At 37.0% G+C, this 21,492-nt stretch carries 15 protein-coding genes; 4 read left to right on the plus strand and 11 right to left on the minus strand.

Annotated elements, in window-relative coordinates; all coding sequences use genetic code 11:
* Positions 1-87: 87 nt before the first annotated feature.
* Complete coding sequence (locus tag B5488_RS09240) at positions 88-672, minus strand: RNA polymerase sigma factor (protein ID WP_079734997.1); 585 nt, start codon at positions 670-672, stop codon at positions 88-90.
* Between the two features lie 236 nt (positions 673-908).
* On the opposite strand from B5488_RS09240, the gene uvrA reads away from it, so the two are divergent.
* Together uvrA and B5488_RS09250 are read left to right on the plus strand one after the other, a co-directional pair.
* Positions 909-3,695, plus strand: coding sequence for an excinuclease ABC subunit UvrA (gene uvrA, locus B5488_RS09245; RefSeq protein WP_079734998.1), 2,787 nt, complete (start codon positions 909-911; stop codon positions 3,693-3,695).
* 189 nt (positions 3,696-3,884) lie between these two features.
* A complete protein-coding gene (locus tag B5488_RS09250) occupies positions 3,885-5,093 on the plus strand; it encodes a hypothetical protein (RefSeq protein ID WP_079734999.1) in 1,209 nt (402 codons plus the stop codon).
* Positions 5,094-5,174: 81 nt separating this feature from the next.
* Here B5488_RS09250 and B5488_RS09255 read toward each other — a convergent pair whose 3' ends face one another.
* The 4 genes from B5488_RS09255 to B5488_RS18345 all read right to left on the minus strand — a co-directional run bounded on the left by B5488_RS09255 (position 5,175) and on the right by B5488_RS18345 (position 10,594).
* Entirely contained in the window at positions 5,175-6,638 is a 1,464-nt protein-coding gene (locus B5488_RS09255) for a polysaccharide biosynthesis C-terminal domain-containing protein (protein WP_079735000.1), read from the minus strand.
* Positions 6,639-6,642: 4 nt separating this feature from the next.
* Positions 6,643-7,932 (minus strand): glycosyltransferase, encoded by a 1,290-nt coding sequence (locus tag B5488_RS09260; RefSeq protein ID WP_079735001.1) that lies wholly within the window; start codon positions 7,930-7,932, stop codon positions 6,643-6,645.
* Between the two features lie 8 nt (positions 7,933-7,940).
* A complete protein-coding gene (locus tag B5488_RS09265; RefSeq protein ID WP_079735002.1) occupies positions 7,941-10,361 on the minus strand; it encodes a YfhO family protein in 2,421 nt (806 codons plus the stop codon).
* Positions 10,362-10,441: 80 nt separating this feature from the next.
* A complete protein-coding gene (locus tag B5488_RS18345) occupies positions 10,442-10,594 on the minus strand; it encodes a DUF4834 family protein (protein WP_317041924.1) in 153 nt (50 codons plus the stop codon).
* Positions 10,595-10,823: 229 nt separating this feature from the next.
* On the opposite strand from B5488_RS18345, the gene B5488_RS09275 reads away from it, so the two are divergent.
* Positions 10,824-11,798, plus strand: a complete 975-nt coding sequence (locus B5488_RS09275; RefSeq protein WP_079735004.1) for a transporter — start codon at positions 10,824-10,826, stop codon at positions 11,796-11,798.
* A 190-nt stretch (positions 11,799-11,988) separates the two neighbouring features.
* Here the strand turns inward: B5488_RS09275 and B5488_RS09280 are convergent, their stop codons facing one another.
* The 3 genes from B5488_RS09280 to B5488_RS09290 all read right to left on the minus strand — a co-directional run bounded on the left by B5488_RS09280 (position 11,989) and on the right by B5488_RS09290 (position 16,589).
* Complete coding sequence (locus B5488_RS09280; RefSeq protein WP_079735005.1) at positions 11,989-13,254, minus strand: aminotransferase class I/II-fold pyridoxal phosphate-dependent enzyme; 1,266 nt, start codon at positions 13,252-13,254, stop codon at positions 11,989-11,991.
* A 146-nt stretch (positions 13,255-13,400) separates the two neighbouring features.
* The gene (locus B5488_RS09285) at positions 13,401-14,441 is read right to left on the minus strand and encodes a PLP-dependent cysteine synthase family protein (protein WP_079735006.1); all 1,041 of its coding nucleotides are present in this window, start codon (positions 14,439-14,441) and stop codon (positions 13,401-13,403) included.
* Positions 14,442-14,528: 87 nt separating this feature from the next.
* Positions 14,529-16,589 (minus strand): S9 family peptidase, encoded by a 2,061-nt coding sequence (locus B5488_RS09290; RefSeq protein WP_079735007.1) that lies wholly within the window; start codon positions 16,587-16,589, stop codon positions 14,529-14,531.
* A 128-nt stretch (positions 16,590-16,717) separates the two neighbouring features.
* Here B5488_RS09290 and B5488_RS09295 point away from each other — a divergent pair, with 128 nt between their 5' ends.
* Complete coding sequence (locus tag B5488_RS09295; RefSeq protein WP_079735008.1) at positions 16,718-17,041, plus strand: YbaB/EbfC family nucleoid-associated protein; 324 nt, start codon at positions 16,718-16,720, stop codon at positions 17,039-17,041.
* Between the two features lie 216 nt (positions 17,042-17,257).
* Here the strand turns inward: B5488_RS09295 and B5488_RS09300 are convergent, their stop codons facing one another.
* The 3 genes from B5488_RS09300 to B5488_RS09310 form a co-directional block, all read right to left on the minus strand.
* Positions 17,258-17,770, minus strand: a complete 513-nt coding sequence (locus B5488_RS09300) for a redoxin domain-containing protein (protein ID WP_079735009.1) — start codon at positions 17,768-17,770, stop codon at positions 17,258-17,260.
* A gap of 87 nt (positions 17,771-17,857) precedes the next feature.
* Positions 17,858-18,886, minus strand: a complete 1,029-nt coding sequence (locus tag B5488_RS09305) for a threonine aldolase family protein (protein ID WP_079735010.1) — start codon at positions 18,884-18,886, stop codon at positions 17,858-17,860.
* A 183-nt stretch (positions 18,887-19,069) separates the two neighbouring features.
* Positions 19,070-21,487 (minus strand): zinc-dependent metalloprotease, encoded by a 2,418-nt coding sequence (locus tag B5488_RS09310; protein WP_079735011.1) that lies wholly within the window; start codon positions 21,485-21,487, stop codon positions 19,070-19,072.
* Positions 21,488-21,492 lie beyond the last annotated feature (5 nt).

The following is a 21,492-nucleotide window of genomic DNA, read 5'->3' on the forward strand; positions in this document are numbered from 1 at the left end:
ATAGTTTTTTAGTGTAAAGTTTCCTCATTAGATAATATTTTGCGTTGGTTTCTTATTCTAACGCAATCTTTGAAGGAATATTATAGATTAATTTGTTAAAACCAGATTATGTTTTTCAATAATCTTCCGAAGGTTGATTAATGCATAACGCATTCTCCCTAAAGCCGTGTTTATACTTACTCCCGTGCGTTCAGAAATTTCTTTAAAACTCATATCTTTATAGATTCTCATAGTAAGAACCTCTAATTGATCTTCAGGTAACTCTTTAATAAGTTCCTTAACATCGTTTTCAATCTGGTCTTTTATAATTTGAGTTTCAATATTTAAATCAGAATCACTCAAAACCGAAAAAATATTAAAGTCGCCACTATTATCAAATTTAGGCATACGTTTATTTCTTCTAAAATGGTCAATAACCAGGTTATGCGCAATTCGCATCACCCAGGGGAGAAATTTGCCTTCTTCATTATATTTCCCTCTTTTAAGGGTGTTAATGACTTTGATAAAGGTATCCTGAAAAATATCTTCAGCAACATCCCTGTCAAAAACTTTAGAGAATATAAAACTATAAATTCGGTGTTGGTGCCTGTTAATAAGCTTACTTAGGGCAGTTTCGTTTCCGTGCATGTATTCACGCACAAGAACAGCGTCAGTGATTTCAACGTTATTCATATCAGTTACTTTTGTTCAGGACGGTTGGGGCTCCTGAGATTAGGTTATTTAGTTTCTAAAAGTAACTTTATGCTATAGGCAAGTGATGTTAATGATTTTGAATGCCCAAATATAGCAAGATATAATTAACAAAAGCAAACAAAAGTTTAAATTTTTAACATTACTATAGGATTTTTAGGGCTTTTTACACTGCTTCTTATTAAGTACCTTTGCATTCTTGAACTAGAAAAATAAGCATGAATATTGACGTTGCCGAGGTAAACCCTAAAGAAAATATTATCATAAAAGGTGCAAAACTGCACAATCTTAAGAATATAAATGTAGTTATCCCCCGTAACAAATTGGTGGTAATTACCGGTCTTTCCGGTTCGGGAAAGTCCAGTTTAGCATTCGATACGCTTTATGCTGAAGGCCAGCGCCGCTATGTAGAAAGCCTTTCCTCCTATGCCCGGCAGTTTCTGGGTAGATTGAATAAACCGAAAGTTGATTATATAAAAGGAATCGCTCCCGCCATAGCCATTGAGCAGAAAGTAAACTCAACCAATCCGCGTTCTACGGTAGGAACTTCTACTGAAATCTACGATTACCTAAAACTACTTTATGCCCGAATAGGACGAACCTATTCCCCTATTTCTGGTAACGAAGTAAAACGTGATCGCGTGGCCGATGTTATTGACCACGTAAAATCTTTTGAAGAAAGGGAAAAGTTATTATTGCTGGCGCCAATTCATATAGAAGAAGGCAGAACACTTGAAGAAAAAATAAAAGTGTTAGCGCAGCAAGGGTATAGCCGGATTAAAGTAAAAGATGAAGTGCTAAGAATTGACGAAGCCGATCTTAAGAAAATTAAAGCGAAAGATACTTTACTGGTGGTAGACAGAATTATCACTAAAGACGAAGAAGATTTTTATAACAGATTAGCTGATGCTACCGATGCTGCCTTTTTTGAAGGAAAAGGTGAACTCTATATTGAAAACTTAAAATCGGGAAAAAAGAGACATTTCAGCAATAAATTTGAGTTAGACGGCATAAATTTTCTGGAACCAAATGTTCATTTATTCAGTTTTAATAATCCTTACGGGGCCTGTCCTAAATGCGAAGGCTATGGCGATGTGATTGGGATTGATGAAGATCTTGTTATTCCAAATACAGGGCTTTCAATTTATGAAAATGCAGTTTTCCCCTGGCGCGGTGACAGTATGAGCTGGTACCGCGATCAATTGGTAAATAATTCGCATAAATTTGATTTTCCAATCCATAAACCCTGGTTTCAACTTACGCAAGAACAAAAAGATTTGGTTTGGAATGGAAATAAGCATTTTGAAGGCCTAAATGATTTCTTCCAGTTTTTAGAAAGTAAGGCTTATAAAATTCAAAACAGGGTAATGCTTTCCCGCTACCGCGGAAAAACCCGTTGTACCACCTGTAAAGGCAAAAGACTTCGTCCAGAAGCCGAATATGTGAAAATTGCCGGGCATAGCATTACCAATCTCGTTGAAAAACCATTGGATAAAGTGCGAGAATTTTTTACCGATTTAAAATTAAACGAATACGATCAACAAATAGCCAAACGTCTTCTAACCGAAATCAATAACCGACTCAAATTTTTATCTGAAGTTGGTTTAGATTATCTCACTTTAAACAGGAAATCTAATACACTCTCTGGGGGAGAATCGCAGCGAATTAACCTGGCAACTTCGCTGGGAAGCAGCCTGGTGGGTTCTATGTATATTTTGGATGAACCATCAATTGGCTTACATCCACGCGATACAGAGCGTTTAATTGGTGTACTTAAAAATCTTCGGGATATCGGTAATACTGTAATTGTGGTAGAACATGATGAAGATATTATGAACGCTGCCGATGAAATTATTGATATTGGCCCCGAAGCCGGCACCCACGGTGGTGAGGTTGTGGCCACAGGAACGCTGAAGCAAATTTTAAAATCAAATTCCCTTACTGCGCAATACTTAAATGGCAAGGAAGAAATTCCGGTTCCTAAAGAACGTAGAAAAGCTTCAGGGGAAATTAGGATTTTGGGAGCAAGAGAAAATAATCTTCAGAATATAGATGTTACAATTCCACTTAAAACTTTTACGGCGATAACCGGGGTTTCAGGAAGTGGGAAAAGTACTTTGGTAAAGAAAATCCTTTACCCTGCTGTTCAAAAGAAAATTGGAGGCTATGGAGAAAAAGCTGGCCAGTATACCGATATTGAAGGCGATTTTAAAAACCTTGGAAGCGTAGAATATATAGACCAGAATCCAATTGGTAGGTCTTCCCGCTCCAACCCCGTAACCTATATCAAGGCCTACGACGATATTAGAAACTTGTTTTCAGATCAAAAATTATCGAATATTCGCGGATTTAAACCTAAACATTTTTCATTTAATGTGGAAGGTGGCCGCTGTGAAGTTTGCAAAGGTGAAGGCGAAGTTACCATAGAAATGCAGTTTATGGCCGATGTTCATTTAGAATGTGAAGCCTGTAACGGGAAACGTTTTCAAAAAGATGTGCTGGAAGTTCAGTTTGAAGGCAAAAACATAGACGATGTCCTGAACATGACTATAGACGATGCAACAAGCTTTTTTGCAGAAAATAATCTCGATAAAATTGTAAGAAAACTAAAACCTTTACAGGACGTTGGTTTAGGTTATGTTCAATTAGGGCAAAGCTCCTCCACCCTATCTGGTGGTGAAGCACAGCGTATAAAACTGGCTTCATTCTTAGTAAAAGGGGCTACCAAAGAAAAAGCCTTATTTATTTTTGATGAACCTACTACCGGGCTTCATTTTCACGATATCAAAAAACTACTAAAATCCTTTAATGCACTTATCGAAAAAGGACATAGTGTGGTAGTTATAGAGCATAATATGGATTTAGTAAAATGCGCCGACTATATTATTGATATTGGTCCCGGAGGAGGTGAAAAGGGAGGAAACATTGTAGCCCATGGCACCCCTGAAGAACTTGTTAAATCCAAGAAATCTTTTACCGCAAAATATTTAAAAGAAAAACTATAACTTTATTTATTCTGAAATAAATCAAGTTTTACTCCCAGTTTATTGCAGATATTTTACTGAAACTCTCAATTCTAAAAATAAAACCTCTAAAAATAAGCTTTTTTTAGAGGTTTTCTATTTTGGCACGCCGTTTGTATTTTATGTATTGATTCTTACTGAGAATCACCTTAACAACCTAAAACGCAAACCATGAAAAATATCGCCATTTTATTCAGCTTTTTATTTATTGGTATATCGGCTACTGCTGCTTTAGAAGCTAGTCCTCGCAATGCCTATAATAATTCCTTTATTTTCGTTGAAAACGGCGTTGAGTTTGCCGTTTATCCTAATGGGGAATTTGATTTCTATTTTAACCCGGAATTCAGAAGAACCAGTATTGTAAACATTTCCACTCCAAATATGAATATCAGTTATAACACTGGGCATAATTATGATGCTTATGTGCAATATGACGATTATGGAGCGGTAATTCAAATTGAAAGCGTTCCTGTTTTCTATGATTACTACGGAAGAATTATAAGAGCCGGTGATGTATTTATAGATTATAACCGTCGCGGACGCGTTGCCAGGGTTGGAGGTTTACATATTCATTATAACCGTTTTAACCGAATCACCAATTATACAGGATTCATAAACCATTATAACAACAGGTATGTTTACAGGCCATGGCACCAGTATTACTCGAGACCTGGCAGCAGTGTGAGTATAGTGTTTGGTCAGCCATACAGGGCGTATTATCAGCCAAACAGAATTACATATGTGCAACACGTAAATTATTACAATAATCATTATTCTAATAATGTGCATCAAAATTTTTACCGCCCAAATCAACAAGCTGTTTCTTATAACAAAGGAAGAAGAACTTCTGAGAGACGACGGGATATAAAGGATATTAGAGGTAACGAAGAACGCATAGCTTCAAACTCAAGAAATGTAAGAAGTAATGATTATTCTGAAAGATCTAATACCACAGCAAATAGAAGCAGAACACTTAGATCAGAAAAAAATAGCAGTACCAATTCCCGCGGAAATTCAGTGAGATCATCCAGAGGTGTAAATACTAATGATATTGTAAAAAACCGAAATAGCCGTTCCAGGACTGAAGCCAGGAATAGCGGAAACACAAGAAGTACCGCAGTGAATACCAGTAGGTCTTCTAATACAAAAGTAAATTCATCTGCCAGAAATAGCAGAACTATAAAAAGCACTCCTACGAGACAAACCAGTAGAGCTAATACCGCTCCAAGCCCAAGAAGAACGCAGGCTACTACAAGAAGCAGCAATAGAAATACTAACACAAGAGCAGTAAAAAGTAGTACTAGTACAAGATCTTCGGGTAGAACTTCAAATTCTTCTTCACGAGGAGGAAGTTCGGCACGAAATGTGAATAATAGATAATAAAGAATTCATAATTTAATTTTTTGGTTGGTTAGTTGGAAACCCCTCGAGACACGAAAGTGTTTCGGGGGTTTCCCGTTTTTAGGAGGTTTTTATTCCTAGAAATTTATTAATTATATTATTTACTTCCGAAGAAAAATTCAGAAAATACGCTAAGCCTACATAGCTTATTCCTATTAAAATAGATTTAAGCGCGATGTTCAAGATAGGATAAAAACTGAAATCCCAGAAATAAAAACCGAAGGATAAAACAGCGCCAATCATAAGCACCAGCCAGGTTTTGGAAGTAAATGGAAGAAAATTAAACTTTTTATGCACCAACCAGATTTTAGCCGAATTATATACGAAAAAAGCTATAAAACTGGCAATAGCCGCTCCTTCTATTCCAAAACTGGGTATAAACACCAAATTTAAAACAAAGGCCACAAAAACAAGAAGGACGCCTATAAACAGCACAATGCGATAATAATCTGAATTAAAAAGAATACTATTATTATTCCCCAAAAGATTATCATAAAGCTTCACCAGAGAGATTAATAAAACCACTAGAATACTTAGTTCATATTCATCGGGAATTAGTTCATACAGTTGTTTTACGTTGGTAATAATCAGGATAAAAATGAGCAAGCTTACAATTAATAAGTTTAAAGAGCTCTTTTTATAGAGATCTTCGAGGCTTTTTTTGTTTTTGGTATTGAGGAATTCAGCCGTCATCGGGTTTGTAATTTGGTGCATGGCCTTTTGTGGCACCGAAATTACCGTTGCGATATAAATCGCAATTCCGTAGATAGCCACGTTTTCTATCGGCATAAAATATTCTATCATCACTTTATCCAAATCTAATAAAGCTGTAGCGACTGAACCGGCGATAAGAATTAGCGACGTATATTTTAAAACAGGAGACAAATTCTGCGGAAATTTAAAATCTAACTTTGGGAAATAGAGCGAAAACGCATAGATCTTCATGGCAATTAATCGCAGAATAAAAACACCGGCAATACAATAGATAAATTGATGCACTGTAATCCAGGTAAAATAAACCGCCAATAGTAATAAACTGATGCAGAACCTATGAAAAACCTCCTTCATAAAATTTCCGAAAACACTTTTATAAAAAAGCTTGGACCAGGCGAAAAAGATTTCAAAATAAGCGGTAGCAAAAGCTATGAGAAAAATTAGCCAGATATACGGACGAACGAGCCCGTTTCCCTGAGTGAAATAATTTATTAGAAATGAATAACTAAAAGCCACAATTAGTCCCAGTACCAATGAAACTATAAGCGGTAAAAACAGCACTAAATTTAAAAGTTTATCTTTTTCTTCTTTTGTTTTATAAAAAGTAAAGAATTTTATTAAGGTGCTGTGCACGCCAAAACCCATAAATGGCCAAAGCAAACTTGCCGCTGAAAGTAAAAAAGTAACAAGTCCGTAATATTCGGGTTTGAGAAAATGGGTGAAAAGAAATAACGTGTTAATCGCGCCAATCGCAAAACCAAAATAGGTAGTAACTAGGTTTTTAAAAGATTGCTTGATTATAATACCCATAATTCTAAACGCTCTTTAGTAAATTGGATAATTTCTGAGTAAGATTTTTCCTGTGGTATTGCTGCATATCGCCAGTTACAAAGTTACTTTCCCCTCTTTTATAAGCTTCGTAATGAGTTAAAATTAGACTTTTAAGTCTGTCTTTCTCTGAATATTGAAAATATTCGCCGGAACCGCTTTCCTTTAATATTTGCTCAACATCCCATTTTTGTGGGCCAATGGCTAAAATTGGTCGTTTAGCCATTAAATATTCAAATAATTTCCCCGGAATAATACCGCGGGTTTCTTGGCTATCAATTTCAATTAATAATAATAACCTGCTTTTTTGCTGAAGAACGATTGCTTGTTTATGACTTACATAACCCAATAATTGAAGCTTCTCCCCTAATCCAACAGATTTAATTGAAGTAATTATTTCTTCACTTACCGTACCGGCTAATTTTAATTCCAGGTCTTCTGCGAAAGCAGAATTCTCTTTTGTAAGCTTTGCTATGGCTTTCCAAAGATTCTTGGGGTTTCTTTCTGAAAGCAAAGAACCAATATGAGAAATACTGAATTTAGTATCTAATTTACTGGTTTGTGCTTTATTCTCATCAGCATCAAATCCGTTGGTTATTACGCTTATAGGTTTCCTGGTCTTTTCAGCAAATTCAGCTTTTGTGGTAAAACTGGTGGTGATAATTTGATCGGCAGCATTTAATACTTCCCTTTCCAGGCCTATGTGCTTTTGTTTACTGTTTTCGGTAAGCTTCAACTTTTTATGATACCCAATTTGTGTCCAGGGATCACGAAAATCGGCTATCCACTTTAAGTCGAGTTCCTTTTTAAGCTTTAAACCAATAAGGTGTAAACTATGCGGCGGTCCCGTTGTTATTATCTTCTTGATCCCTTCCTCTTCCAAATAAGTTTTCAGGAATTTTACCGATGGCTTTATCCAAAATTTTCTGGCATCAGGAATAAATAAATTACCACGGATAAAAAGCAAGGATTTCTGTAATAAAGACTGATTTTTCTCAGCAGCAATAATCCCTTTACTTATAGTTTTAGTCTGGTTTTTGGCCAGGAATCCGGCTAATTGATAAGGTTCTAAAATAGGTTTCTTAAGAATAGTTATTCCCTCCGGGATTTCACTTTCTAAAGAATCATCTAACATAGGGTAATTAGGATTTTCAGGAATAAAAACTACAGGTTCAATCCCGTAATCCCGTAAATACTTTACAAACTTAAGCCAGCGCTGCACGCCGGGACCACCGGCCGGTGGCCAATAATAAGTTATGATGAGTACCTTTTCCATTTAAGAACTTATTCCCTCTTTCGTGATTTATAGTAAAATCCGCCTAGAATAATTAAAACCAATATTATAGAACTTGCCAGGGCAATGCTGCTCCCGGTATTTACTACTTCGGGTTCAAATCTAAAAGTTACGGTATGCTCGCCCGCAGGAATATTCATAGCTCGTAATAAATAATTTGCCCGAACGTGTTCCACTTTTTCCCCATCTAAATATGCCTGCCAACCCGGTTGGTAATACATTTCAGAGAAAATCGCAAACTGAGGTGCAGAAGTATTGATTTTGTAAACCAATTCATTCGGCTGATAGCTTTGCAATTGAATTTCTGCATTTCCGGTCGCTTCGAAACCTGCAGAAACTTCACTCTCAAATTCTGAATTTATAACCGCTGTATTTTGAAGATCAACTTCTTTTAAATTCAATATTTCCTCGTTAGCAGATTCTACCCAATTAATATTATTTACAAACCAGGCATTTCCAAACGTGTTGGGATTTTCCTGGGCTTGTGGTGATCCCTGTTCAGAAGGAACTATAAAATATTTTGCATTCAGCATATTTAAAATTTCCATATTGTTTTGTGAAATATAGAAATCATATAAATCCTGCATTCGGCCAGGTTTGGCGGCGTGATAACCACCTATTGCATTATGGAAATAAGAAGTTCTTCCCGTATTAAAAGGACTTCCGGAAACATCAAAAACCCGGTAGTGAGCATCATCCTGTAAAATTTGCTGATCGGCTTCGTTAGGCTGAAACGGTCGATCCATTTGGCTGGCATTTACAAAATCATCGTTGTTTACATAACGTTTATCAACAGGAATAAGATCTACAAGAATCAAAAGCGCCAAAGCCGGAACCAGCCAGTTCTGCGTGATTTTCTTTTCTATATATAACCAAACTGCCGCTGCTGTTAATGCCGAAAAGATGAGCGACCTAATAAGGTCTTCGGTATAAATAGCTTTTCTATCTTCTTTAAGCGCTCTAACGAAATCGGCTCCCAGTTGCTGAATTAAAGCTGAATCTCCCGCCCCGCTAAAATCAAATAATACTGAACGGAAAAGCAATAAAGCAAGCCCTATTCCTCCTAAGATAATACTAGTCCATTTAAGCGCGTATACTTTTGTCTCTTTTTGAATTTTTACTGAAAATAGTCTTGAAATACCAACTATGGCAATTAATGGAATACAGATATTGAAGATTACCTGTATAGATGTAACTGCTCTAAACTTGTTATATAAAGGAATATAATTAATAAAAAACTCAGTAAAAAAGCCGAAGTTCTTTCCCCAGGAAAGAATTAGCGCCAGAACACTTCCGCCAACAATCCACCATTTTAAACGTCCTCTAACCAGGTAAAGCGCGAAAATAAAGAAGAATATCATTGTAGAGCCAACATATAACTGTGAACCAGCTACATAAGGCTGATCACCCCAATAGGTTGGCGCATTTTTAGCAAAATCAGCTGCCTGAACAGGAGAAGCACCAAGTTTAATCAGAGAATCATAAATTTTAGCATCTTTCCCAATATCTTCAGCATTAGAACCACCCATAAATCGGGGTATAAAAACTCCAATGGTTTCTGCTATACCATAACTATAATTAGTAATATAATCGAAAGTTAAACCGGCAGCAGGTTTATCTGAACCATCAGAAGAAATTGTTAAGCCCGTATCGCCTCGCGTACTATGCGCAGTATATTCCTGCGTAGCGAGTAAATTGGTAGCATTAGCTCCAATTGCCAGCACTACAGCCACAACCATTACTCCTAAAGCTTTAAAGAATTTTGGAAGTATATTTTTTCGGTATGCATCAACTAAATATGAGATTCCCAGAACGATAACCAGAAGCAGTAAATAATACGTCATCTGGAAGTGGTTCGCGCCTATTTGCAGGGCCATTGCCAACGATAATAATAAAAATCCCCATAAATATTTTTGCCTGAATGTGAGGATTATTCCACCTAAAACCATGGGCATATAGGCTATTGCATGGGCTTTGGCATTATGCCCAACTCCTAAAATTATTATGAGATAAGTAGAAAACCCAAAGGCCAGTGCGCCTAAAAATGCAAGCCTGAAGTCGAGTTTTAAACAGAGTAAAAGAATATAAAAACCAATAAAATAGAGAAAAAGATAATCGGCCGGTCTTGGTAAAAACCGAAGAAGAGAATCAAGTTTCTTTACATAGTTATGCGGGTAGTAAGCACCTAATTGAAATGTAGGCATTCCTCCAAAAGCAGAATCGGTCCAATAAGGTTCCTGGCCGGTTTGGTCACGAAAATCGTTTTGTTCTTTGGCCATCCCGATGTACTGAACGATATCACTCTGGAAAATTTTTTTCCCCTCAAGAACAGGACTAAAATAAAATAAAGAAACTATAACGAAGCCTACCAAAACGAGAAGATGCGGTAGAAACTTTTTAAGATTGGCCATCTGGAATTTTTTAGATCACTTTCTGTTTAAACTGAATGGGCAGCTTCTTCCCTATTCAATATAAAAAATTGATCCCGAAATTAATCAATTTCCTCGTAATCTATATATTCCCCAACGTTTTTATTAGATTTCCTGCCGCTTTTCGGCTTTTTGTCAATAATTACTTTTCCTTCTTTTTTTTGAGATGCGGGACCTTGTTGTTGCCTGAATTGTTGCTCAAAACGTTTGCCCATTTTCCGCAAAAAGTATTTGAGAATAAGCGGACCAAACCATTTAATTGACATTTTAAAAGCAAAATATACTAATAGAATGATTAGAATCGTTTGTAATACATCGGAAAAAGAAGCTTCTAACATTTTCAGGTCTTTATGCAAAAATAAAAATAAGCCTTGAGAATAGCAGCTTTCGGCTCCTAAAAAAATAATAAATCTACTATCTTTGAAAGTAACAAACCAATCTAATATGCACTATTTAAAAGTAGGTATCGCTTTTATTTTCTTCGGAATTTTTAGCGCAAACGCGCAATACACTGAAACCATTAACTCCAATCGTCCCGGGGAATCCCAGGGCGCTTATGCCGTGGGTAAAAACGTGTTGCAGCTTGAGGCAGGAGCTTATATGGGAAACGATAATCATACATTATTTAATAGTGATACAGATATTTTAGGTGCAAGTTACGGTTTACGATACGGATTTTTAACCGAAATCCTGGAACTTAATTTTTTTGGTTCTTTTCAGGATCAGGTTACATCTATTCCCGTGGGTAACGGTGCAGATGAATTTAAAGCCACAAACTTTAAGACTAACACCATAGGTGCTAAATTTTTACTTTTTGATCCTAGCGTGAGTGTTAAAGAGAGAGAAGTAAATCTCTATAGCTGGAAAGCGAATCAACGTATGAATTTACGCAGTTTAATTCCTGCCGTATCTGTTTATGCAGGCGCTAATTTTAGCTGGTGGGAAAATCCTTATATGTTTGAGGGAGAATCCATAATTAGTCCGAAAGCTGCTTTAATTACACAACATAACTGGGGCCGATGGGTATTAGTTATGAATTTTATTGCCGATAAGTTTACCGAAGAATTTCCATCTTACGGAGGAGTATTCACACTTACCCACGCCGTAACGCCTAAATTTGCGGTTTTTGGTGAGTTCCAAACTTATATAAGTGATTTATATGCCGATGATTTAGTACGTGGCGGTGCTGCTTATTTATTCGGAAAAGATTTTCAACTGGATATTTCAGGGCTGGTTAATTTTAAAGATACGCCATCTCGTTGGCAAGTAGCCGCAGGAGTTTCTTATCGATTCGATTTTCATGAAGATGATGAATATATTGAAGATACCTACGAAGGAAAAAGAAATAAACGTGGGGAAGAACTCGAAGAAACCGGATTTTACAAAGAAGATGAAGAAGGAGATGGTTCAGATGAATAAATCTCAACCTTATTTTTCTTAAAAATAAGAAACAGAAAAACCGTTTAAAAAATTCTTCTTTTTAACGTCATTCTGAATTTATTTTCAGAATCTAGTTTCATTTAAACTTAGAAGCTGAAATAAATTCAGCTTGACGTCTTTAAGATTATTCTTTAAACGGTTTTTAAAGCTTTATTTCAATAAGTAATATCTACTCTTTGCTCGCCATAGCGGCAGAAACAGAAGCAGATAATCTTTTATAAGTTCCGTTTTCTAAACGCTCTCTAATTGCTGAAAAAGCAACCAACGTTTCTTCTATATCCTGAATGGTATGAGAAGCGGTAGGAATCATTCTCAACAAAATAAGTCCTTTTGGAATTACCGGATAAACTACAATAGAACAGAACACTCCGTGATTTTCCCTTAGATCTTTTACCAAAGCCATAGCTTCAGGTATACTTCCTTTTAAGTATACAGGAGTCACACAACTTTGCGTGGTTCCAATATCAAATCCGTTTTCTTTAAGTCCGTTTTGAAGCGCATTTACATTCTTCCAAAGCTTTTCTTTAAGCTCTGGCATTGTTCTTAACATTTCCAAACGTTTTAATGCACCAACCACCAATTGCATTTGCAATGATTTCGCGAACATTTGTGAACGTAAATTATATTTTAAATAGTCAATAATTTCTTTATCGGCTGCAATAAATGCTCCGGTACTGGCCAAAGATTTTGCAAAAGTGGCGAAATATACATCGATATCATCCTGAATTCCCTGCTCCTCGCCTGCTCCGGCTCCTGTTTTACCAAGGGTTCCAAAACCGTGAGCATCATCTACAAAAAGTCTGAAATTATATTTTTTCTTCAGCTCTACGATTTCCTTTAATCTTCCCTGCTCTCCACGCATTCCAAAAACACCTTCAGAAATCAATAAAATTCCTCCGCCGGTTTGTTCTGCAATTTTAGTAGCGCGCTGCAGGTTCTTCTCTATACTTTCAAGGTCGTTGTGTTTATAAGTAAAACGCTGACCTAAATGTAGTCTCACTCCATCAATAATACAGGCGTGGGCATCAACATCGTATACAATAACATCTGCTTTAGAAACCAACGCATCTATGGTAGAAACCATTCCCTGGTAACCAAAATTAAGCAGGTAAGCCGATTGTTTATGAACAAAAGAAGCCAGTTCGTCCTGCAGTTTTTCGTGCAACTGAGTGTGGCCACTCATCATCCTTGCACCCATTGGGTACGCCGAGCCATATTCTGCGGCAGCTTCAGCATCTACTTTTCTTACTTCGGGATGATTGGCAAGCCCCAGGTAGTCGTTAATACTCCAGGTTATTACTTCTTTTCCTCTAAATTTCATTCGGTTAGAAATTGGCCCTTCAAGCTTAGGAAATACAAAATATCCTTCTGCCTGCTCTGCCCATTTTCCTAATGGTCCTTTATCTTTATATATTTTTTCAAATAAATCCCTCATCGATCTTTTTTTAGTCGAGCCGCAAAAATACTTAAAATTGGCTCAATTGTACAAAGTTATTTATTCAGCAAATTCAAATAAAAGAAAAGCATCCTATGCGGGATGCTTTTGTAAACTTTATTTCTGAATAAATGTCAAAATACTGGTTATTTTATAAATTCTATAGGCTGTGCCTCTATTTCATTTTTAGTATCAAAAAAGCCCTGTTCTTCCATCCAGTCGTCACTAAAGACTTTTCCCATATAGCGGGAACCGTGATCGGGAAATATTACAACAACTTTACTATTTTCATCAAACTCTCCTTCTTCAGCAAGTTGTTTTAAACCCTGGGTGGCCGCGCCACTGGTGTAACCTACAAATAAACCTTCGGTTTTTGCAAGTTCCCGTGCTGTGTGCGCACTATCTTCGTCACTAACCTTAACAAAACGGTCAATAATTTCAAAATCTGTAGCCGATGGGATAAGGTTTTTCCCCAGCCCTTCTATTCTATATGGATAAATCTCCCCGGAATCAAATTCCTTAGTTTCATGATATTTCTTTAAAACAGAACCGTAAGCATCTATCCCAATTACCTTCATTTCAGGATTTTGTTGTTTTAAATATCTCGCAGTTCCAGAAATTGTTCCTCCGGTACCGCTACAAGCAACAAGATGGGTTATTTTTCCTTCGGTTTGTTTCCAAATCTCAGGACCTGTAGAATTAAAATGAGCATCAATATTCAGCTCATTAAAATACTGGTTAATATAAACCGAACCTTTAGTTTCTGAATGCAACCTTTTAGCAACCTGGTAATAAGACCTGGGATCGTCTGCTGAAACGTGTGCGGGACAAACATATACCTTGGCACCCATTACTTTTAGCATATCAATCTTATCGTTAGAAGCTTTAGAACTAACTGCAAGAATACATTCGTAACCCTTTATAACACTAACCATCGCAATACTAAAACCGGTATTACCAGAAGTAGTTTCTATAATGGTGCTGCCAGGTTTAAGAATGCCTTTTCTTTCGGCTTCTTCTATAATATAAAGTGCAATGCGGTCTTTAGCGGAATGTCCCGGATTAAAGGCTTCTACTTTAGCGAAGAACTCTCCTTTAAATTTCCGGGTTATTTTATTCAGTTGTATCAAAGGTGTATTGCCTATAAGTTGCAATACATTATCATATACTTGCAAATCTTCTTTCATAAATCGAAGTTCTTTACAAAATTTGGGTTAACTAAGTCACTCCTGTGAAGAGTGTAAAATCCCCCAAATTTAAGGTAAATTTTTTAATTAGTGGTCAATTCCTTCCAAATCCAGTAAAAACGCATATTCTTCGGCTACTTCCTTCAAGGCTTCAAATCGTCCTGAGGCCCCGCCGTGCCCTGCATCCATATTGGTATGAAAAAGCAGCAAATTAGTATCGGTTTTTAATTCTCTTAATTTGGCGATCCATTTTGCAGGTTCCCAATATTGAACCTGGGAATCGTGTAAACCGGTAGTTACCAGCATATTTGGATATTCTTGTCTCACCACATTATCATAAGGCGAATATTGCATCATATATTCGTAATAATCTTTGTTATTCGGATTTCCCCATTCATCGTATTCACCGGTAGTTAACGGGATACTATCATCTAACATCGTGGTTACCACGTCTACAAAAGGAACTGCCGATATCACTCCATTATAAAGCTGTGGCGACATATTGATCACAGCACCCATTAGCAAGCCACCGGCCGAACCGCCCATTGCATAAAGATGCGCTGCGGAAGTATATTTTTGCTGAATTAAATATTCTGAAACATCTATATAATCGGTAAAAGTGTTCATTTTATTGAAAAGCTTCCCGTCTTCATACCAGTTTCGTCCCAAATATTCTCCGCCGCGAATGTGTGCAATTGCATAGATAAAGCCGCGATCTAATAAACTAAGCCTTACCGTTGAAAAATACGGGTCTATGGTTGAACCATAAGAGCCATATGCATATTGTAGAAGCGGACTCTTACCATCTAATTTGGTTCCTTTTTTATAAACTAAACTGACCGGAATTTTAGTGCCGTCTTTTGCAGTTGCCCAAATTCTTTCTGAGAGGTAATTGTTTTTATCAAAATTTTCATCTAAAACTTCCTGCTCTTTTAAAACCGTTTTTTCGCGGGTTTCCATATTAAAATCTACAACCGATGTTGGCGTGGTCATAGAGTTATAAGTGAACCTTAGAATATCGGTATCAAAGGAAGGGTTTATAGATGTAAAAGCAGTATAAGTTTCATTATCAAAAGGAATATAATATTCTTCTGAATTATCCCAACGCATCACTTTTATCTTGTTCAAACCGTTGTGGCGCTCGCTTACCACAAGATATTTTTTAAAGATATCTACATCTTCCAATAAATAATCTTCCCGGTGCGGAATTACATCTACCCAGTTTTCCTGGGTGGTTTTTTCAACCGGGGTTTTCATTAATCTAAAATTCGTCGCTTTATCTTTATTAGTCATCACATAGAAATCGCCATCATAATGTGCGATGCTATACTCCATACCGCGTTCCCGGGGCTGAAAAACCTTAAACTCACCAGATGGATTATCGGCTTTTAAGATCCGGTATTCAGTGGTTAAAGTACTATGACTCCCAATAATGATATATTCTTTGGACTTCGATTTATAAACGTACGTATTGAAAGTTTCATCTTCCTCTTCAAAAACCAATTCATCTTCAGAAGAATCTGTTCCTAAGATATGTTTGTAAATTCTATAAGAACGCAGCGTCTGCTCGTCTTTTTTAGAATAGAAAAGTGTTTTATTATCTGCAGCCCAGGTAGAGCCACCGGTTGCATTTTCAATTTTATCAGGATAAATTTCACCAGTTTGCAGATCTTTTATCTGAATAGTATATTTTCTTCGGCTTAAAGTATCTACCCCAAAAGCCACCATTTTATTATCGGGACTTACATTTAATCCGCCAAGGCTGTAATATTCAAAGCCATCGGCCATTTCATTTACATCAAAAAGCAACTCTTCCGGTGCTTCAAGCTCACGTTTTTTACGGGAATAAACGGGATAATCTTTTCCGGTCTCAAAACGGGTTAAATACCAGTAACCATTTAACTTATAAGGAACCGACTCGTCATCTTCTTTAATTCTACCTTTCATTTCCTCAAACAACCGCTTCTGAAAATCGCCGGTGTGCGCAGTCATTTTCTGGTTATACTCATTCTCCTTATTTAGATATTCAATTACCTCTGGATTATCGCGGTTGTTCATCCAATAATAATTATCTATTCTCACGTCACCGTGAAACTCAAGGGTTTTAGGTGTTTTCTTAGCTTTTGGTGGTAAAATTTCTTTTTTCAAATCTGCATTATTTTAAAGCGCTTGCAAAGGTAATGCTTCCCAACAAAATACATAATTAGTCCCTTCATATTAACAGGATTAAACCTGTAATTAGTAAATTTGTCTTTATTAAATTAAAAAAAGAGACTATGTTTGGAGATATGATGGGTATGATGAATAAAATCAAAGAGACCCAACAAAAGGTTGAAGAAACTAAAGAACGCCTAAAAACAGTAACTATAGAAGAAAAATCCAGCGATGAACTTCTAAAAGTAACTATTAGCGCAACACGTGAAATTAAAAATATTAGCGTTGCTGACGAATTGCTGGAAGACAAGGAACAATTGGAAGACTATTTGGTTCTAACTTTAAATAAAGCGATAAGCAGAGCTTCAGATATCAACGAAGCAGAACTTGCTGCCGTTGCAAAAGATGGAATGCCAGATATTCCCGGTTTAGACCAGCTTAAATAGGATTATTTAGGATTTAATGGCTGTTTGATAATCTGGGGTTCGTGTCGTCAAGCTGAATTTATTTCAGCTTCTAATATTTTATCAACTTAGATTTCCGAATAAAATTCGGAGCAGGCTCTGAAACAAGTTCAGGGGGAACGCTTAAAGCTAAAATTAAAGACCTCACAGGTGTTGAAAACCTGTGAGGTCTATTTTTTTCTAATAAGTGAGACTTCCTTAAGCCTCTCCCCTTGCAGGATAATCTTTATCTAGCACAAAATCTATAGCTTTTAATAATTCATCAAACTTTGGTCTTGCGAAAGGCATAGTTTGAATAGATGCTGCATAAAGCGTATTATCGGGTTTTATTAAAAACAAGCCGGGTTCAAAGAAAACTTCCGGTTCATCCTTAATCCCTTCAGAAATATATAAATCCCATTTTCTGGCATCTTCAGGATTAAAATTGTAGCCTATAGTAAGATTATCTACTTCCCACTCTTTCACCGTTTTTTCTGCGAGAGATTTATTATTTGCGCTAATGCAAATAACATTCAAGCCTTTTTCCTGAAACTTTTCGATCTTTTTATTTAGTTCCTCTAAATAAGATTTACAAACCGGGCAGTGCAATCCGCGATAGAAAATAACCATTGTAAAATTCTCTGGCTTCTGGTCGCGCAAATCCCATTGCATTCCGCTAGTCGTTTCTACTCTTAATCTTGGCACTTCTTTTCTGGGCAATACATTTTTCATAATTCAATTTTTTTTTTTGAAAGTTATGAAATCAATACCCTAAACATATTAAAAGCATTGTAAGTTTAGGTTAAACTCTATTAAAATCTATACTTTAATTCCCCGTAGTACCTTTAAAAACTTCTGGTGCATTTCTTCGGAATAATCCAAATGAGTAACGATTCTTAATTTTCCCTGTCCCATATTGCTTATCCTGATATTTTCCTGTTGAAGCTTATTCATAAAAGCAGTTTCATCTGAAGCGTTTTTTAGATAAAAAATTACAATATTGGTTTCTACGGGCTCGACCTTGCCTACATAGCTCGCTGCATCCAGCGTTTCAGCTATGTCTGTAGCTCTTTTATGATCTTCGGCTAAACGTTCTACGTGATTATCCAGGGCGTAGATTCCAGCAGCGGCCATAAAACCAACCTGGCGCATTCCGCCACCTAAAACTTTACGAATTCTAATAGCGTTTTTCATCAATTTCTTATCGCCAATAAGTACCGATCCCATCGGGATTCCCAGTCCTTTAGAAAGACAAACCGAAATAGTATCAAATAATTTCCCGTATTCTTTTGGGTCTTCATTTTTAGCAACCAAAGCATTAAAAAGCCTGGCGCCGTCTAAATGCAGTCCGAGTTTATGAGTATTACAAACCTTTCTTACTTTCTTGATTTCTTCCAAATCATAACAAGCGCCCCCACCTTTGTTGGTAGTATTTTCCAAACAAACCAAAGTCGTTAACGGACTATGGTAAAAGTCTGGCGGATTGATATTTTCTTCCACCTGGGCCGCGGTGATCATTCCGCGATCGCCATCTACTAATTTGCAGGAAACGCCGCTGTTAAACGAAGCGCCACCGCCTTCATAATTAAAAACGTGCGCCCACTTATCGCAAATTAATTGCTCTGCGGGTTGTGTATGTAGTTTTATTGCCGCCTGGTTAGCCATACTACCAGTTGGAAAAAATAAAGCTTCATCTTTCCCAAACATTTTCGCCAGTTTTTCTTCCAAGGCGTTTACCGTTGGGTCTTCTTTATAAACATCGTCGCCAACTTCAGCGCTCATTATTGCTTTCAACATTCCACTCGTTGGGCGGGTTACCGTATCACTTCTTAAATCTATTTCTTTCATAAATAATTCTTTGTCATTTCCGCGAAGGCGGAAATCTTTTTATTATTTTCTTCTTTCGTCATTTCCGCAGCCTGTGCTGAATTTATTTCAGTAAAGGCGGAAATCTCTGTTATTCTTTGTCATTTCCTCGTAGGAGGAAATCTATTATTTCTCTTCTCGTATTTTCCGCTCAGGTGGAATTTATTATTTACTAAAATCCATTCCCTCACATCTAAAACTTCCAATAGGACTTCCATCAGGAATTTTAGGAACATTTAATTTGGTTTTATACTCACCGGGATTTTCCCTGTAATTCTCAATTTCTCTAAACATTTCCCGATGTAAAACTTCATCTTTATTACTTAGCCAATTTTTTAATTCATCAATTTGTGCATTGGCAAACGCCTTTACTTTTGCCGTAGCCGATTCATTTTCGGCTAATTTTATTAAATGCAGCAAAACCTGGTAATTTACCGCTTGTTGTACTTCATTTAAATAATCGTCCCGGTGGGATTTCTTTATCGTTTCGCTAATTAATTGCCCCAAAACTTCTTGCGGTCCCAATTGTTTTTTATCCAATGCTTTTTGCTGAACCAACCTCGCCATTCTTTCGGGATGCAATAATAAGGAAAGCGATAAATTTGCAGAAGTCAACGGTGCCCCAAGCGCATCAAAAGCTACGCCGGTATTGCTTTTAAAAGATTCCCGACTGCGATTATAGCCAAAAGCTCTAGGTGGAAATAATTCGAGTTTTTTCTGCGGAATTGCAATTATTTCTGCATCTAAGGTTTTTAAAATTGAATTTAGCGCATTCTCCTGCATATTGGGGTCGGCTCTTTCCCATAACTTATCTTTTCCTCCTTTTACTGCGTAATTATAATCTAGCCCGCCTATTATCTTAACCGCGGCCTCCACCTGGTAGCGATGTAAAAAATACAAAGGCACAAAAATATCTTCCAAAACCGAATAGGGCTCGTTGGTCCTAATGTTATCTTCGGAAAAATTTTCAATCCCTATTCTTCTAATTTTTAATATTTCTTCAAGTTCCTGGGTCGGGTTTTTTCCATTATCCCACAAATGGGCATTAATATGTGCTCCACCTTGCGCCCTGGCATCAGCGTCTGATATAAATTGGTGACCCGCCTGTTGTGCTTCTTCTAAAACCGAATTTAAAAATTCCCTCTCCGAAGTGTTTTCAAGAATATCGGCATAAGAATATTTCACAGTTACTTTATCCCAATCACCAATCCCGGTGTCGTAAGCATTGTCAATACTAATTTCGTCATTTTCCAAACTGAATTTTGGATGCGGATAATCCATTACCGAGGCATTATTATTTGCACTCGCCGCAAAATTATGAGCGAAACCAATGGTGTGGCCAACTTCGTGCGCTGAAAGTTGACGAATTCGAGCTACTGCCATCTCCATCATCTTTTCGTGATCTTTATCATTTTCAGCAAACGGTTTGTTCATTAAAGCCTGGGCAATCATAAAATCCTGGCGAATTCTCAAACTTCCTAAACTCACGTGACCTTTAATAATTTCTCCGGTTCTGGGATCTACCACACTTGCACCATAGCTCCAGCCACGGGTTGAGCGGTGCACCCACTGTATCATATTATAACGTGTATCTAAAGGATCGGCATCTTCGGGTAGCATTTTCACCTGAAAAGCATCTTTATAGCCAATTTCTTCGAAAGCTTCATTCCACCAGCCGGCGCCTTCCAACAAAGCTGATTTTACTGGTTCTGGCGTTCCCGGGTCTAAATAATAGATAATACGCTCCTGGGCTTCACTAATTTCAGCTTCGGGATCTTTCTTTTTTAAACGGTGACGAATGGCGAATTTCTTTTCAATAGGTTCGTAAACCGGCATGGAGTAATCTAAATAAGAGATTGAAATCGCACCGCTGCGTGGATCAAAAAGTCGTTTTTCATAATTATCATCGGGTAATTTTACAAAAGAATGATGCTGAATTACACTGAGTTTTTTAGCATTTGGCGCCACACTTTGCAAGGTTCTCCCTTTGGGTTCCCCTTCAAACGTCAATAAAGCTTCAAATTCTACATTTTCAGGAAAAGCTTTGGTGCGCTCTAATGATAAGGCACTTTTAGATTTGTCTAGTTTGTAAGTTCCGTACTCTCCTTTTTTGAGTCGGCCGGCAACATCGTGCGCGTCTTCCATTAAAAACGGTGTAAAATCTATGATGTAAACCGAATCTTTTTCTTCCTTAATTTCGAAACCGTAAATCACCGATTTTGCAAAAGCCTGCTCCACGCTTCGCTTCTCCAATACATTTTCTGTTTCAGCTCTATACTTTTGATTCGGTTGAACCAGTAATAACTTATTCCCTGCTTTCTCAAATTTCACAACAGCTTCATTTCCCAACTGCCCCCGGTCAAGTCCAATATCATTAGAACCAAGTCCGCTGGTTAAGGCGTGCACGTATAAAAATTCGGTTTCAAGCTTATCTACTTCAAGATAAATTTCATCTTTTTCTTCATTATAATGAAAATTGAAAAAGCCTTCATAATCCTGAAGATTCTCTTTTTCAGAAAGAAATTGAGCCATTCCCGGAACGGAGAAACTGACTAACAGCAAAATAAGTAAAAATCGCTTCATTAACG

Origin of the sequence: Salegentibacter salegens (assembly GCF_900142975.1) — a bacterium.
Lineage (GTDB): Bacteria > Bacteroidota > Bacteroidia > Flavobacteriales > Flavobacteriaceae > Salegentibacter > Salegentibacter salegens.